Genomic DNA, 13,834 nt, shown 5'->3' with positions numbered 1-13,834 from the left:
GATTATGTATGGTTGCATACATAATCCACCGGAAGGGCGCGGATGTCTGGTCCACGTGAACGCATGATCGTGTCTGCGGCACTGCTCATCCGCGAGCGCGGCGCGCAATCGACGGCCATCTCGGACGTGCTCGCCCACAGCGGGGCACCCCGCGGCTCGGCGTACCATCACTTCCCGGGTGGTCGCACCGAACTGCTCTGCGAGGCAATCGATTTCGCCAGCGAGCACATCGCCCGCCGGATCGCGAAGGCCGGCACCGCACTCGAGGCACTCGACGTGCTGGTCGACGGCTTCCGCACGCAACTCACCGAGACCGGCTTCCGGGCCGGCTGCCCCGTGGTCGCGGTCGCGGTCGAGGCCGACAACCCGCCCGTCATCGAACGGGCCGCCGCCGCCTTCACCCGCTGGCTCGCCCAGCTCGAAGCACAGCTGCGCGCCGACGGTGCATCCGCCGAACAAGCCGCCGAACTGGCCATGCTCGCCACCACCGCCATCGAAGGCGCCGTGCTGGTGGCCCGCACCACCGCTTCCATCACCCCATTGGACCTCGTGCATCGGCAGCTGCGCACCCTCGTAACTGCCGCCCTCACCCAACGGAAGGCGCCGTCATGACCCAAACCCAGGCCGACTGGCAGTCGACCGCCTGCATCCTGTGCGAGTGCAACTGCGGCATCGTCGTCCAGCTCGAGGGCCGGACGCTGTCGAAAATCCGCGGGGACAAGGCACATCCGGCCTCGCAGGGCTATACCTGCAACAAGGCACTGCGGCTGGACCACTACCAGAACAACCGCGACCGTCTCACCTCGCCGATGCGCCGGCGGCCCGACGGCACCTACGAGGAAATCGACTGGGACACCGCGATTTCCGAGATCGCCGACGGCTTCGCGCGGGTCCGCGACGAGCATGGTGGTGACAAGATCTTCTACTACGGCGGCGGCGGCCAGGGCAATCACCTCGGCGGCGCCTACAGCGGCGCCTTCCTCAAGGCGCTCGGCAGCCGGTACCGGTCGAATGCGTTGGCGCAGGAGAAGACCGGTGAGTTCTGGGTCGACGCACAGCTCTACGGCGGACACACCCGCGGCGAGTTCGAGCACGCCGACGTATCGGTGTTCATCGGGAAGAACCCGTGGATGTCGCAGAGTTTCCCGCGCGCCCGTACCGTGCTGCAGGACATCGCGAAAGATCCGCAGCGGTCGATGATCGTCATCGATCCCGTACTCACCGACACCGCCAAGATGGCCGACTTCCACCTGCGGGTCCGGCCCGGGACGGACGCCTGGTGCTTGTCGGCCCTGGCCGCGGTCCTGGTCCAGGAAAACCTCTGCGACGAGGCGTTTCTCGCCGAACACGTCACCGGCGTCGAACCGGTGCGGGACGCCCTGCGCGCTGTGGACGTCGACGAGTTCGCCCGGCGCTGCGGCGTCGACGCCGACCTGTTGCGCGCCGCGGCGCGCAGGATTGCCGCAGCGGCAAGCGTTTCGGTGTTCGAGGACCTCGGTGTGCAGCAGGCGCCCAACAGCACCTTGTGCTCCTACCTCAACAAGATGTTGTGGATCCTGACCGGCAGCTTCGCCAAACGCGGTGCGCAGCATCTGCATTCGTCGTTCGCGCCACTGTTCGCGGCGGGTGGCGTGGGCCGCTCGCCGGTGACCGGCGCGCCCATCATCGCCGGGCTGCTGCCGTCCAACGTCGTGCCGCAGGAGATCCTGACCGACCACCCGGACCGCTTCCGCGCCATGATCGTCGAGAGCAGTAACCCCGCGCATTCGATCGCCGACTCCGCCGCGGTGCAGGAAGCGCTCGGCGCGCTGGAGCTGCTGGTCGTCATCGACGTCGCGATGACCGAGACCGCCCGGTTGGCCCACTACGTGCTGCCGGCGGCGAGCCAGTTCGAGAAACCCGAGGCCACGTTCTTCAACCTCGAGTTCCCGCACAACACCTTCCATCTGCGCCACCGGCTGATGACGCCGCTGCCCGGCACCCTGCCCGAACCCGAGATCTGGGCGCGGCTGGTCCGCGCGCTCGGCGTCGTCGACGACGGCGAACTCGACCCGCTGCGCCGGGCCGCCCGCGAGGGCCTCGACGCCTATCTCGGAGCCTTCTTCGGCGCGGTCGGCGCCAATCCGTCGCTCGGCCGGGTGCTGCCGTACGTGCTGTACGAAACCCTGGGCCCGACGCTGCCGGACGGACTGGCCGGCGCGGCCGCGTTGTGGGGGCTGGCGCAGAAGGCCGCGATGACGTATCCCGACGCGGTCCGGCGGGCCGGTCATGCGGACGGCAACGCGCTGTTCACCGCGATCCTCGAAGGCCGGTCCGGGGTGACGTTCACGGTGCACGAATACGAGGACGACTGGAGCCTGGTCACCCACGCCGACCGCCGGTTCGCGCTCGAGATACCCGAGATGCTCACAGAACTCGGCGCGCTCGCCACCGACCGGCCGCCGCTGATCTCCGACGAGTACCCGATCGTGCTCTCGGCCGGCGAGCGACGGGCGTTCACCGCCAACGACATCATCCGGGACCCGGACTGGCGCCGGCGCGACGCCGACGGCGCACTGCGGGTCAGCGTGGAAGACGCCGCGGAACTGGGACTGGTCGACGGCGGCCGGGCCCGGATCACGACCGCCGCCGGCACCGCGGAAGCCGCGGTGGAGGTCACCGACGTCATGCTGCCCGGCCACGCCTCGCTGCCCAACGGGTTCGGCGTGGACTTCACCGAGGCCGACGGCGGGAAGCGGGTGCCCGGTGTGGCGCCCAACAACCTGACCTCGGCGGACTGGCGCGACGCGTTCGCGGGGACCCCCTGGCACAAGCACGTGCCGGCCCGGATCGAGGCGCTGACGGCCTGACTAGGTGGCGACCGGGTCGTTCGGCAGGAGCAGCCGGTCGATGGTGCTGACGCTTTCGGGCGACAGCCCCTCCCGCATGACGGCCTCGAGAAACTGTGCCGCGACGGTCTTGACCTTGACGTGCGTCAGCTGCGAGCGCCACGTCAGGATGTCGAAGGCGCGGTCGGCGTCGATGCCGTATGCCGCCATCAGGATGCCCTTGGCCTGCTCGATGGTGGCACGGGATTTCACGACCTCTTTGATCTCCGAGGTGAGGTCGGCCTGCATGGTTTCGGTGACATCGACGTAGTAGCCCTGCGTCCCGATCGCCTGACCCGACTCGTCGGTCACGTGGTCACCGACCACCACCATCCAGTGGGTCTTGCCATCGACGTCGATGATCCGGTGCCGACTGCTGAACAGGCCTCCCGACCGCACGCGGTCCAGTATTTCGGCCACCCGGGCCCGGTCGTCGGGGTGTTTGTGGCTCAGCAGCAACTCGGTCGTGGGCTCCACCTGTCCCGGCGCGTACCCGTGCATGCGGGCCACCTCTTCGGACCACACCCACCGCTGATCGGCGACGAAGAACTTGAATCCGCCGGCTTTCGGCGAATCGCCACCGGCCAATACCGCGGCGACTTCCCAGTGCTCGGACGCGTTGTCGGCATCGGCATCATCGGCCAGTGCATCAGGCATACGGAACCAATCGTCGATCTCTATGAGGGCTATGCCAGGCCGTGCTGACCGTCGGCCCGCAAATACTAGCCGCTATGTCAGCTCTCTGACATAGCAAACACCGAAAGCGGCGAGACCGTATCGGGACGGCGCACGTGTCGAGTAGCTTGCATGAGTGGGCATGGGGCTGCGGTGAGCGATCTGCACCGCAACGCGGTGCTCGCAACATTCGACAGCGACCGCCTCGATCGATTGCTGCCGCACATCCAGGTCGACTTCAGCCCCATCGGTCATGTCGCGCAACGGGCCGGAAACCCGTTGAGCCACATCCACTTTCCCCTCGATTCGGTCTATTCGGTCCTGGCCGAATCGGAACACGGCGCCGGGATCGAAGTGGGCACCGTCGGATCAGAAGGCCTGGTCGGCATCGCCGGCCACCTGGGCGCGCGCAACAGCCGCCAGACCGTCATCTGCTGGTGCGCCGGCGACACCGCCTACGTTCCGGTCGCGGAATTTCTCCGGGCGACCACAGAAGGCGGGCCGTGGCACGACGCCATCGACCGGTTCACCGACTATCTGCTCATCCAGATGGCGCAGAACGTGCTGTGCATCAGCCAGCACTCGGCGCGGGCCCGGTTGGCGCGCTGGCTCCTGGCCGCTCATGACCGCTACGACTGCCAACAGTTCTCGAGCACCCAGGAAAGCCTCTCGCAGATGCTGGGCGTGCAGCGCCCGACGATCTCCGACACAGCGGCGCGGATGCAGCGCGAGGGCCTGATCACCTACCGGCGCGGCAACATCGAGATCGTCGACCGCGCCGGACTACGGCAGATCGCGTGCGAGTGCTACCGGGTTGTCGACCAGGCACTCACGGCAGTGCGCGACGCCGGCCGGCCGAACTAGCCGACCGGGTCCTCCGGGGCGGGCGCCGGAGCGGCGACCGGCGCCTGCGGACCGGCGGGCATCCCCGCGGGCGGTGCCGCGTCGGCGTCCATCGGGCGCTGCGCCAGCAGCACGAGGGCCTGCTTCGGGCTGATCTCGCGCTCCTGGACGGCATGCCACACATCGCGCAGATACGACAGCTGGTCGGTGTCCTGCGACCCTTCCGCGGTGGTCGTGGTGTACGGCGGCAGATTCTCGGGACTGGACAGGTGCGGCACCGGTGCGGCATTTGCCACCGGGACCGGCTTGCCGACCGGAGCCGGCTTGGGATCCGCGGGCGGCGGCGGATCGATCGGCGCGGCCGACTGGTCGACCGGCGCGGTGGTGTCGTCGGCCCACGCGGCGGCCGCCGGCGTGATCGGCAGCAGCAACGCTGCGCAGGCCAGACCTACGGCGCGGAACTTGACGCTGTCCAGGATTCTCATGTGTTGCCCTCCCGTCCGTCTGCGGTAACCAATGGTGCTACAGGTGACTGCGGTATTGCTGGGAATTTGCCGGATCAATGTGGTGCGGCCGTACGAATCCCTGCCGGCGTCCCGCGCCGTGACGGTCCCGCACCAGCCGGATCGGCTACGACGAATAGTGCGCGGCCCTTCGGCGGGCATCGACATTCGCCCAGAATCTGCGCCGAATTATCGGCATAACCTTGCGGCTCCGACCGGCACGCGGTACTAAATTGGAACACGTTGCAGAGTGAGGAGCGTCACATGGCGGCACCCGATATCCCAGCCGGATTCGACTTCACCGACCCCGATATCTATGCGCAGCGGCTGCCGGTCACGGAGCTGGCCGAACTGCGCCACGTCGCGCCGATCTGGTGGAACGAACAGCCCATGGGCAAGGGTGGCTTCGACGATGGTGGCTACTGGGTGGTGACGCGACACAAGGACGTCAAGGAAGTGTCCCGCCGCAGCGACGTGTTCTCCAGCCAGGTGAAGACAGCCATTCCCCGGTACCAGGACGGCACCGTCACCGAGCAGATCGAGCGCGGGAAATTCGTGCTGCTGAACATGGACGCGCCGCACCACACCCACCTGCGCAAGATCATCTCGCGCATGTTCACGCCGCGGGCCATCGAATTACTGCGCGACGAGCTGAGCCGGCGCGCACAACAGATCGTGCAGGAGGCGGCCACCCAGGGCTACGGCGATTTCGTCGAGCAGGTGTCGTGTGAGCTGCCGCTGCAGGCGATCGCGGGGTTGATGGGGGTACCGCAGGAAGACCGGAAGAAGCTGTTCCACTGGTCCAATCAGATGGTCGGCGACATGGACCCCGAATTCGCGGGCAATGACGCCATCACGGCGTCGGTCGAGCTGATCATGTACGGCATGGCCATGGCCGCCGACCGGGGCGCCAATCCGCGCGACGATCTGGTGACCCGGCTGGTGCAGGCCGACGTCGAGGGCCACAAGCTCTCGGACGACGAGTTCGGATTCTTCGTCATCCTGCTGGCGGTGGCGGGCAACGAGACGACCCGCAACACCATCACGCAGGGCATGATGGCCTTCGCCGAGCACCCGGACCAGTGGGAACTGTTCAAGCGCGAACGTCCGGCGACGGCAGCCGACGAGATCGTCCGCTGGGCGACGCCGGTCACCTCGTTCCAGCGCACCGCGACGCAGGACACCGAGCTCAGCGGAGTGCCGATCAAGAAGGGCCAGCGGGTGGTGATGTTCTACCGGTCGGCCAACTTCGACGAAGAAGTGTTCGACGACCCGTACACGTTCAACATCATGCGGGACCCGAATCCGCACGTCGGGTTCGGCGGGACCGGCGCTCACTACTGCATCGGGGCGAACCTGGCCCGCATGACGATCGACCTGATGTTCAACGCCATCGCCGACCATCTCCCGGACCTGCGTCCGCTCAGCGAGCCGGAGCGGCTGCGGTCCGGCTGGCTGAACGGCATCAAGCACTGGCAGGTCGACTACACCGGCGCTAACGCGAAATCAGCTGTCGCGCAGTGATCTTGGGCCCGTCCGGATAATCGAGCAGCGACTGCCAGTAATCGTCGGACAGCTCCGCGCCGGAGCGCAGCACCATCGCGAGACCGGTCGCCATCGCGACGCCGAGCAGACCGAGCCACAAGCCGGTGACGGCGATGACCACCCACAGCACATTCGTCAGCGCGGGCCATGGCGACACCAGCAGCAATACCGGCGCGAAGAAGAATCCGGTACCGACGTACCAGGCCGATCCGGTTCGGTCGGCGGCCATGACGGCCCGCAGCCAGACTGGCGGGGACTGGGTCGGCGGTTGGTTTGCGGGGTTCGTGCGCATGATTCGAGACTGTCCGCACCAGGTAATCGCCGCAATTACCTGACAGGTAGTCGCCACCGGGACGGCCAACCGCGACACTGGGATCGTGACCGTCGCCAGCGCCGCCCCGCCACATTCGCCGCAACCCTTCGGAGCGCTGATGCGGCAGTGGCGCCAGCGGCGGCGCATCAGCCAGCTCGACCTGGCGATCGAGGCGGACGTCTCGGCACGCCATCTCAGCTTCATCGAGACCGGCCGGTCGACGCCGAGCCGCGCCATGGTGCTCAAGCTCGGCAGCGTGCTCGATGTCCCTGCGCGCGAACAGAATCGGCTGCTCCTGGCCGCGGGTCATGCACCCGTGTTCGCCGAGCGGTCGCTCGACGACCCGGAGATGAGCGCGGTACGCACCGGGATCGATCGCGTCCTCGCCGCATACGAGCCGTTCCCCTGCCTGGCCGTCGACCACCTGTGGAACATCGTCGCCGCCAACGCCGGCATCGCGGTGCTGCTCCAGGACGTCGCTCCCCGGTTGCTCGAATCGCCCAACGCGCTTCGCATCTCACTGCACCCGGACGGGCTGGCGCCCCGGATCCGCAATCTCGGACAGTGGCGGCACCACGTGCTCGGACGGCTGCGCCGCGAAGTTTCCGCCAGCGCGTCGCAGGAGCTTCACGACCTGCTGACCGAGATCGAGGCCTACCCCGGTGGTGACGTCGACTCGTCCGATCTCGGCGGTGTCGCGGTGCCGTTGGTGATCGACGGCCCGGACGGTCAGGTGCTGACCTTCATCAGCACCGTCACCACGTTCGGCACGGCGCTGGACCTGACCGCCGTGGAGCTGAGCATCGAAGCGTTCCTGCCCGCCGACGAGGCGACGGCGCAGGCGCTCAGGAGTTGATGACGATCGGGTCGCCGATGTTGACCTGGTTGTAGTACCACTGCGCGTTGTCGGTGCTCAGGTTGATGCAGCCGTGACTCACGTTCGAACTGCCTTGCTGCGCAACGGACCACGGCGCCGCGTGCACGTAGACGCCGCCCGAGGTCACCCGCACGGCGTAGTAGACCGTCAGCTTGTAACCCTCGGGGTCGTTGAGCGGGATGCCGATGGTCCGCGAATCCATGATGACGGGATTCTCCTTGGACATCGCGGTGAACGACCCCACCGGTGTCGGATGCTTGGGCTTGCCCATGGACGCCGGCATGGTCTTCACAACCTGACCGTCGATGCTCACCGTGAAGGTGTGCCCGCTGATGCTCGCGACACCGAGGGTGGCCGTGGCGGTCTCGAACGACTGCTTGAACCCGCCGACCGACACCGTGATGGACGAGTGCGCGGGCCAGTACGTGCTCGGCGTGAACTGCATCTTGTTGTCCGCGAGCCAGGAGAACGTCCCGGCGGGCGCCGTTGTCATCTTCGGTGACGAGAACTCGATGGTCCGCTCGGCGCGTCCCCGGTCCGCGACCGGCCGGCTGAACGTCACCGTGACGGGCATCCCGACACCGACGGCGGGGCCGCCGCTCGGCGTGATCGTGGCGACCGGAAGGGCCTCGGGCAACGCCGCGACAGCAGCACCCACGGAGCCGCTCAGCATCATCACCGCAGATGCGGCGACGGCCAGCGCATAATGCACAGTTTTGGGCAAGGGGTCCATCCTCCGGTCCGAGATACGTTCACTACATATCGTAGTTCGGCTCCGGACGTTACTTCGGTCAGCGCGCGCTCCTGGCCCGGCGAATGTGGAACGACCTCAGGGTTTACTGCGGCGGCGCGGCGGGCTCCGCGGGCGGCGCGGCGTCGGCAGGCGCCGGAACGGCCGGAGCCGGGGCTTCCGCCGGCACCGCGACCGCGACCGCATTGGACGGCATCTCCACCGGCGGGATGTCCGTGGCGGCAGGTGGCACGTCGGCGGGCGGCAGGCCGTCGGGCTGCGCTGCCGGTTCGGGTTCGACGACGGGAGCCGCCTGCGGCTCGACGATCGGCGCATCGGACAGCGGGGCCTCGACCGGTGCCGACAGCTCGGCCGACGGCTCGGCGGCGGGCGCCACGTGCACCGTCGGAGGCTCGACAGGCGCGACAGCCTGCTCGGCGGCCGCGGGCCGCGGGCTCTTGGTGACGGACGTCGAGGCGGCGCCGTGCGAGGGCAGGAACTGCAGCGTGACCGCCATCGACACCGATGCCACGAACGCCGTCGACCCGACGGCCAGCATGGTCAGGGGCAGCGCGGGCGACGTAGGCACCTTCTCCCACCGCGACGGACCGCTCGAGCGGTGCCGCCCGGCCGGCGCGAACGCGGGTCGCTCGAACTCGTCCTCGAACGCGTCGAAGGTCGGATCCCAGCCGAAATCCTCGCCGGCCCATTCGTCGGGGCGCGGCACGTCGCCGAAGTAATACGGCTCCGACAGGTCGGCGTCGCCGGACCGCACCGACACCAGCGCCGCGCCGCGGGCGAGGGCCAGGTCCGCTTCTTCCGGAGTGAAGACCGGCACCGAGAGCGCGTCCTGCAGTCCCGGCAGGATCGCCTCGAAGTTACCTGCGGAACCGATGACCACCAGGGCCTCCGGCTGCCAGTCCGCACGGGCGAACACCGCGCTGAGCCAGCTGGTCAGCCCTGCCCGCGAGCCGATGGAGTGGTTCACGGCCGTGTGGACGGCGCCGCTGGCCGCATGCACGATCATGGTGATGGCAAACTCCGGCTCGATGGTGCACACCGCGGTGGTGCCACAGCCCAGCGCGTCGGCGATACCGCGGGCCACCGCCTCGTTCGCCTCGGGGAAACGCACCGGCACCACGTTGTCGAAACCGGACTCCGACAGCGACTGCATGAGCATCGAGGCCTCGGCGTCGGCGTCGTCGCTCCAGGTCAGTCCGATCGACTTGAGCCGCAGTCCCCGCGTCGCCGCGAGCGCCTCGCTGCGCAGCACGGCCGCGGTGGCGTCGTCGGAGTTCATGATCTCCACGGCGTCGTGGTCCATGGTGAAACCGTCAACGTCGTTGCCCTCGACCAGAACCAGGCCGATGGACGACGGAGTCATGGCCAACCCGAGCACCGCGTCCACGCAAACAACCCCTTCAAAAAAACGCATAACGGCGGCGCACGACCGGCGACGACGCGCGCTTCGGCGTGCGGGAACTATCCGGAATCGCGGTGAGACAAGCCACCCTTTGACCGGTGACTTTACCCGTAACCTGCGCCACAATGCACCCGTCCGCAAGCCACCGACCTGCGGTGATTTGCCAGTTGGCCACGGCGCTGTGTTCAAACCGTTATCAGTATTTGCCATCTCCGCCGAGGCCGCACGGCGTGGCCCGGTTATGTGCCGCACGTTTGAAGGCAGGCCGGTGGAGGTATGCAGTGGCCTAGTTGTGACCTGTCGCTACTGCTCCCCGTGATCGGGCGGCGGGAGAATCGTCGGCAAGACCAGCCAGGAGGTCAGCATCATGACGGCACCCCCACTCACCACACCGACCGCGGTGTCCCACGGCGAGGTGGGCGTCCACGTCCGCGGCCTCGGCTGCTCCTACGCAACCTGCACCTGCGGCTGGACCGCGCGCCACCGGCACCTGCGGGCCTCTGCCGAACAGGACGCCTGGGCACACGCCATCGAACGCGGCTGCGCGCCGGCCTTCCCGCTCGTCAACCGGTAGCGCTCAGCTGTCGCGACCGCGGGCGACGTGGCGTCGTCGCCGGTTCCGGACGCCCAGGATGACGGCCACGACGGCCGCGGTGATCGCCGCGGCGGCCAGGGGCCACGGCAGCCGGTACGCCCAGCCGGCGAGTTGCTGCTGGATCCGGCCGGCCACCGCGATCACCGGATCCGCCCCGATACTCCCCGGCAATCGCAGCTCGTAGCCGCCGTAGTACGCGACGTAGAGACCGGAAATCACCAGCAGCACACCGCCGATCATCGGCGCCCAGCGCGTCCAGCCCCGCAACCGGTCCGCAACCGCCGCCCCGGACACCGCAGCAGTCACCGCCAGCACCCCGACGAGGGCCGCGAAGCCGCCGACGTAGGCGCCCAGGTAGCCCGCCGACGCACCGATGTTCTTGTCCCGCAAGCCGATCCCGGTCACCGCCAAAAACGGGGCGATGGTGCAGGACACCGACACCAGCGCGTACGCGATGCCGTAACCGAACATCGACCCGAGCCGGCCGTCGGGTGCGCCGCCCGCCGCCGCCCCGGCCAACCGCAACGACACCAGGGGCCGGCCCAGCACCTGACCAACCCCGACGATCACCAGGACCACGCCGATGACCAGCGTCGCCCACGGCAGGTAGCGCTGCACCAGATCGGCGGCCGACACGGCCAGCACCCCGAACGCGGCGAAAACCGTTGCGAAACCCAGCGCCATCACGACGGTGGCGGTGACCGCACGGATCAGCGCCGCCGCCGGTCCGGTGCGGCCGCTCTGCGCGACCAGCGCCAGATAGCCGGGCAGCATCGCGAAACCGCAGGGGTTCAGCGCCGCGACGACGCCTGCCACGAAGGCCAGTGACAGCCCGTTCACCTGGTCAATGCCGAAACCCGTTCGGCCAGTTCAGATTCCGGCATCGCCGACGTCGGATTGTTGACGAACGTCGAGGATCCGTCGGGGCGGTAGAAGACATAGGCCGGTTGCCAGGGCACCTGATAGCGCGCCCAGATGGAACCGTCGGCGTCGTTGATGATCGGGAAGTTCAGTCCGTACTTCCCGGCGAAGGCGCTCATCGCGCCCGGGTCGGCGTGCGCCGCGATCCCGACGAACGCGACGTTCGGGTTGGCCGCCGCCACCGCATGCACGCCGGGGGCCTCGGCGTTGCAGAACGGGCACCACGGCGTCCAGAACCACAGCACCGCCGGCCGGCCGGCCAGGCTCGCGCCGTTGAACGTACCGCCGCTGAGCAGAGTGCCGGTGAATTGCAGCCGGTCGTCGGCGCGGGCTTTCGGGACGCTCACGCCGGCCAGGACCAGCAACATGAGCGCCGCGACGATCGTGGCGGCCAGGCGCCAGACGGTGTGCGGCAGTCGGTATGTCGAAGGCGATGCGATGGTGACCATGGTCCGTACCTCCAGTTCCACGCGGCCGGCCGCCGGGCGTGGCGACTTGACCGGTATCAGGAACACGTACCCGCTACCGGCCGGGTTCAACGCGGCTTTTCGCCGCGCCGGCCGCTCACCCGAAGGCGTAGTCCTGCGGGTCGGCGCTGCGCGTCCACGTCCAGTAGTCGACCAGCCGCCACGGGCTGAGCGTGTAGATTTCGCCGTCGGCGTTCTTGTAGAACGAGTGCTTGATGGACGGCTGCGACCACACCATGGTGCGCATCTCGGCCTGGCTGCGCTCCACCCAGTCGGCGAGTTTCTCGGGCCGCGGTTCCATCCACCGCCCGTGGCCGGTCAGCAGCAGGTCCAGACACTCTGAGATGTAACGCATCTGGCATTCCGAATGGAAGATCAGGCTGCCGCCACTGGCCAGGTTGGTGCCGGGGCCGTACATACAGAAGAAATTCGGGAACCCGGGCACGGTGATGCCGAGGTACGCGGTGGGCCGTTCCCCCCACTGCTCGGCCAGCACCCGGCCGTCGCGGCCGACGATCGTCATGGGCCACAACACCTTTCCGGCATGAAAACCGGTGGCATACACGATCACATCGGCGGGATGTCGTGCGCCGTCGTCCGTCACGACGGCATCGCGTTCGATGCGGGCGATGGGTGTGCGGATCAGCTCGACATGGTCCTGCGTCAGGGTCTTGAGCCAACTGCCATTGTCCTGCAACGTCCGTTTACCGGTAGCCGGGTAGTCCGGGATGACCTTGGACAGCAGGTCCGGATTGTCACCGATCTGGCCTTTGATCCACTCGGTGAACATGATTCGGGTGACGTCGTTGATCTCGCTGACCGCACGCTGCTGGTCCGGGTAGTCCGGGTCGACACGGGCCGCGGCCAGGCCTTTGTCGCAGCCGGGCCAGAACAGCAGGAAGCGGTACCAGCGCCCGTAGAACGGCAGGTGCTTCAGTGCCCACCTGACGCCGTCGCCGACCAGGGCGTGGTAGTTGGGGTTGGGGAACATCCATTGCGCGGTGCGCTGAAAGATGTTGAGCGAAGCGACTTTCCCGGCGATCGACGGGGCGATCTGAAAGCCGCTGGCGCCGGCGCCGACCATCGCGACGTGCTTGCCGGTGAGGTCGATGTCGTGATCCCACTGCGCCGAGTGGAACGACGGGCCCGCGAAATCGTCGCGCCCCGAGATGGGCGGCAGATAGGGACGGTTGAGTTGCCCGACGGCGCTGATCACGGCGCGTGCCGACACCGTGTCCGACGTGCCGTCGGCGTTGCGGACAGTGACCTGCCACGTCTCGGTCGCGTCATCCCATCGCGCGCCGGTGACCTCGGTCTCGAACCGGACGTGCGGGCGGATGCCGTACTTGTCCAGGATGCGTTCGAAATAGGCCTGCAACTCCGGCTGTTCGGCGAAGAACTGCGTCCAGTGGTCGCTGGGTTCAAAGCTGTAGCAGTAGAAGTGGTTTCCGACATCGACGCGGGCACCGGGATAGCTGTTGTGCCACCAGGTGCCGCCGACACCGGGGGCACGTTCGATGATGGTGAACGGAATTCCCGCCTCTTTCAGGCGGATTCCCGCGAGCAGTCCCGATTCGCCGCAGCCGATGACGAGCACGGGGAAGTCGGCCGCCGCTTCGGCGTCACGCCCGGCCGCGCCGCCGCGGACATCTCTCCCGTCGAGCTCCATCTCCTCCAACACCATCGGCACGTACTCGTCGGGCACCGGCTCGCAGACGAGCCACTCCATCATCTCCTTGAGCAGCTCCGCACCGATGGGCTCGGGCTCGGGGCACCCGCGGTCGCGGTAGTCCGCGATCACCTTCAGCGCCAGGGTGCGCACGGCCGCCTTGTCGTCCTCGGACATGTAACCCTGGACCTCGTTGAGGAACAGCCCGGCGGGGCGCAGGGCGCCGCGGATCAGCTCCGGATCACCGGACATGTGCACCAGTGACAGCATCAGCGTGGGGATGCTGACGTCCATCAGCGCACTGGCGATGTCCTCGTCGGAGGTCGTAAACGGTTGTCCTGCATGTGGGTTGCGCACCACAAGGTGCTATCACGTTCGGCGGATTCTTCGCAGCCGATTCTGCCGC

General features: G+C 68.0%; 14 protein-coding genes. 6 read left to right on the top strand and 8 right to left on the bottom strand.

Annotated elements, in window-relative coordinates:
* Nucleotides 1-42 precede the first annotated feature (42 nt).
* Nucleotides 43-612 (top strand): TetR/AcrR family transcriptional regulator, encoded by a 570-nt coding sequence (locus G6N46_RS03015; protein ID WP_061001217.1) that lies wholly within the window; start codon nucleotides 43-45, stop codon nucleotides 610-612.
* Nucleotides 609-2,849: a molybdopterin-dependent oxidoreductase gene (locus G6N46_RS03010; protein ID WP_061001218.1), complete on the top strand. Its 2,241-nt coding sequence runs from the start codon at nucleotides 609-611 to the stop codon at nucleotides 2,847-2,849. Before G6N46_RS03015 ends, G6N46_RS03010 begins: the two co-directional genes overlap by 4 nt.
* Here the strand turns inward: G6N46_RS03010 and G6N46_RS03005 are convergent, their stop codons facing one another.
* A complete protein-coding gene (locus G6N46_RS03005) occupies nucleotides 2,850-3,524 on the bottom strand; it encodes a PAS and ANTAR domain-containing protein (RefSeq protein WP_110783740.1) in 675 nt (224 codons plus the stop codon).
* A 171-nt stretch (nucleotides 3,525-3,695) separates the two neighbouring features.
* Here G6N46_RS03005 and G6N46_RS03000 point away from each other — a divergent pair, with 171 nt between their 5' ends.
* Entirely contained in the window at nucleotides 3,696-4,406 is a 711-nt protein-coding gene (locus tag G6N46_RS03000; protein ID WP_163692566.1) for a Crp/Fnr family transcriptional regulator, read from the top strand.
* On the opposite strand, the gene G6N46_RS02995 is transcribed toward G6N46_RS03000, so the two are convergent.
* Complete coding sequence (locus G6N46_RS02995) at nucleotides 4,403-4,870, bottom strand: hypothetical protein (protein WP_061001220.1); 468 nt, start codon at nucleotides 4,868-4,870, stop codon at nucleotides 4,403-4,405. The genes G6N46_RS03000 and G6N46_RS02995 overlap by 4 nt on opposite strands.
* A gap of 282 nt (nucleotides 4,871-5,152) precedes the next feature.
* On the opposite strand from G6N46_RS02995, the gene G6N46_RS02990 reads away from it, so the two are divergent.
* Nucleotides 5,153-6,412, top strand: coding sequence for a cytochrome P450 (locus tag G6N46_RS02990; RefSeq protein WP_061001221.1), 1,260 nt, complete (start codon nucleotides 5,153-5,155; stop codon nucleotides 6,410-6,412).
* Here G6N46_RS02990 and G6N46_RS02985 read toward each other — a convergent pair.
* Nucleotides 6,384-6,725 carry a hypothetical protein gene (locus G6N46_RS02985; protein ID WP_061001222.1) on the bottom strand — a complete coding sequence of 114 codons (342 nt, stop codon included), beginning with the start codon at nucleotides 6,723-6,725 and terminating at the stop codon, nucleotides 6,384-6,386. The two genes, G6N46_RS02990 and G6N46_RS02985, sit on opposite strands and share 29 nt — an antisense overlap.
* A 139-nt stretch (nucleotides 6,726-6,864) precedes the next feature.
* Between G6N46_RS02985 and G6N46_RS02980 the strand changes: the two genes are divergently transcribed.
* A complete protein-coding gene (locus G6N46_RS02980) occupies nucleotides 6,865-7,602 on the top strand; it encodes a helix-turn-helix domain-containing protein (RefSeq protein WP_061001247.1) in 738 nt (245 codons plus the stop codon).
* On the opposite strand, the gene G6N46_RS02975 is transcribed toward G6N46_RS02980, so the two are convergent.
* Together G6N46_RS02975 and G6N46_RS02970 are read right to left on the bottom strand one after the other, a co-directional pair.
* Nucleotides 7,592-8,356 carry a L,D-transpeptidase gene (locus tag G6N46_RS02975; RefSeq protein ID WP_407665074.1) on the bottom strand — a complete coding sequence of 255 codons (765 nt, stop codon included), beginning with the start codon at nucleotides 8,354-8,356 and terminating at the stop codon, nucleotides 7,592-7,594. The two genes, G6N46_RS02980 and G6N46_RS02975, sit on opposite strands and share 11 nt — an antisense overlap.
* Before the next feature lie 103 nt (nucleotides 8,357-8,459).
* The gene (locus G6N46_RS02970) at nucleotides 8,460-9,761 is read right to left on the bottom strand and encodes a DUF7159 family protein (protein WP_064859371.1); all 1,302 of its coding nucleotides are present in this window, start codon (nucleotides 9,759-9,761) and stop codon (nucleotides 8,460-8,462) included.
* 382 nt (nucleotides 9,762-10,143) lie between these two features.
* On the opposite strand from G6N46_RS02970, the gene G6N46_RS02965 reads away from it, so the two are divergent.
* A complete protein-coding gene (locus G6N46_RS02965; protein WP_061001225.1) occupies nucleotides 10,144-10,350 on the top strand; it encodes a hypothetical protein in 207 nt (68 codons plus the stop codon).
* A 3-nt stretch (nucleotides 10,351-10,353) separates the two neighbouring features.
* Here the strand turns inward: G6N46_RS02965 and G6N46_RS02960 are convergent, their stop codons facing one another.
* The 3 genes from G6N46_RS02960 to G6N46_RS02950 all read right to left on the bottom strand — a co-directional run bounded on the left by G6N46_RS02960 (nucleotide 10,354) and on the right by G6N46_RS02950 (nucleotide 13,785).
* Complete coding sequence (locus G6N46_RS02960; RefSeq protein ID WP_138249381.1) at nucleotides 10,354-11,211, bottom strand: cytochrome c biogenesis CcdA family protein; 858 nt, start codon at nucleotides 11,209-11,211, stop codon at nucleotides 10,354-10,356.
* On the bottom strand, nucleotides 11,208-11,687 hold the full coding sequence (locus G6N46_RS02955; RefSeq protein WP_174814105.1) for a redoxin domain-containing protein: 480 nt from the start codon (nucleotides 11,685-11,687) through the stop codon (nucleotides 11,208-11,210). The genes G6N46_RS02960 and G6N46_RS02955 overlap by 4 nt, the downstream gene beginning before the upstream one ends.
* Nucleotides 11,688-11,856: 169 nt before the next feature.
* Nucleotides 11,857-13,785, bottom strand: coding sequence for a flavin-containing monooxygenase (locus G6N46_RS02950; RefSeq protein WP_138249383.1), 1,929 nt, complete (start codon nucleotides 13,783-13,785; stop codon nucleotides 11,857-11,859).
* Nucleotides 13,786-13,834: the final 49 nt, after the last annotated feature.

This window comes from Mycolicibacterium phocaicum, assembly GCF_010731115.1.
In the GTDB taxonomy this organism is placed as follows: Bacteria; Actinomycetota; Actinomycetes; order Mycobacteriales; family Mycobacteriaceae; genus Mycobacterium; species Mycobacterium phocaicum.
The sequence above is the reverse complement of the archived record's forward strand: the minus strand, read 5'-3'. Positions and strand labels throughout refer to the sequence as shown.

Excerpts from the sequence above, each read along its gene's own strand:
- G6N46_RS02980 (WP_061001247.1), top strand. The coding sequence starts at position 6,865 with ATGCGGCAGTGGCGCCAGCGGCGGCGCATCAGCCAGCTCGACCTGGCG.
- G6N46_RS02995 (WP_061001220.1), bottom strand. The coding sequence starts at position 4,870 with ATGAGAATCCTGGACAGCGTCAAGTTCCGCGCCGTAGGTCTGGCCTGC.
- G6N46_RS02985 (WP_061001222.1), bottom strand. The coding sequence starts at position 6,725 with ATGCGCACGAACCCCGCAAACCAACCGCCGACCCAGTCCCCGCCAGTC.
- G6N46_RS02990 (WP_061001221.1), top strand. The coding sequence starts at position 5,153 with ATGGCGGCACCCGATATCCCAGCCGGATTCGACTTCACCGACCCCGAT.
- G6N46_RS02965 (WP_061001225.1), top strand. The coding sequence starts at position 10,144 with ATGACGGCACCCCCACTCACCACACCGACCGCGGTGTCCCACGGCGAG.
- G6N46_RS03005 (WP_110783740.1), bottom strand. The coding sequence starts at position 3,524 with ATGCCTGATGCACTGGCCGATGATGCCGATGCCGACAACGCGTCCGAG.
- G6N46_RS03015 (WP_061001217.1), top strand. The coding sequence starts at position 43 with ATGTCTGGTCCACGTGAACGCATGATCGTGTCTGCGGCACTGCTCATC.
- G6N46_RS02975 (WP_407665074.1), bottom strand. The coding sequence starts at position 8,356 with ATGGACCCCTTGCCCAAAACTGTGCATTATGCGCTGGCCGTCGCCGCA.
- G6N46_RS03010 (WP_061001218.1), top strand. The coding sequence starts at position 609 with ATGACCCAAACCCAGGCCGACTGGCAGTCGACCGCCTGCATCCTGTGC.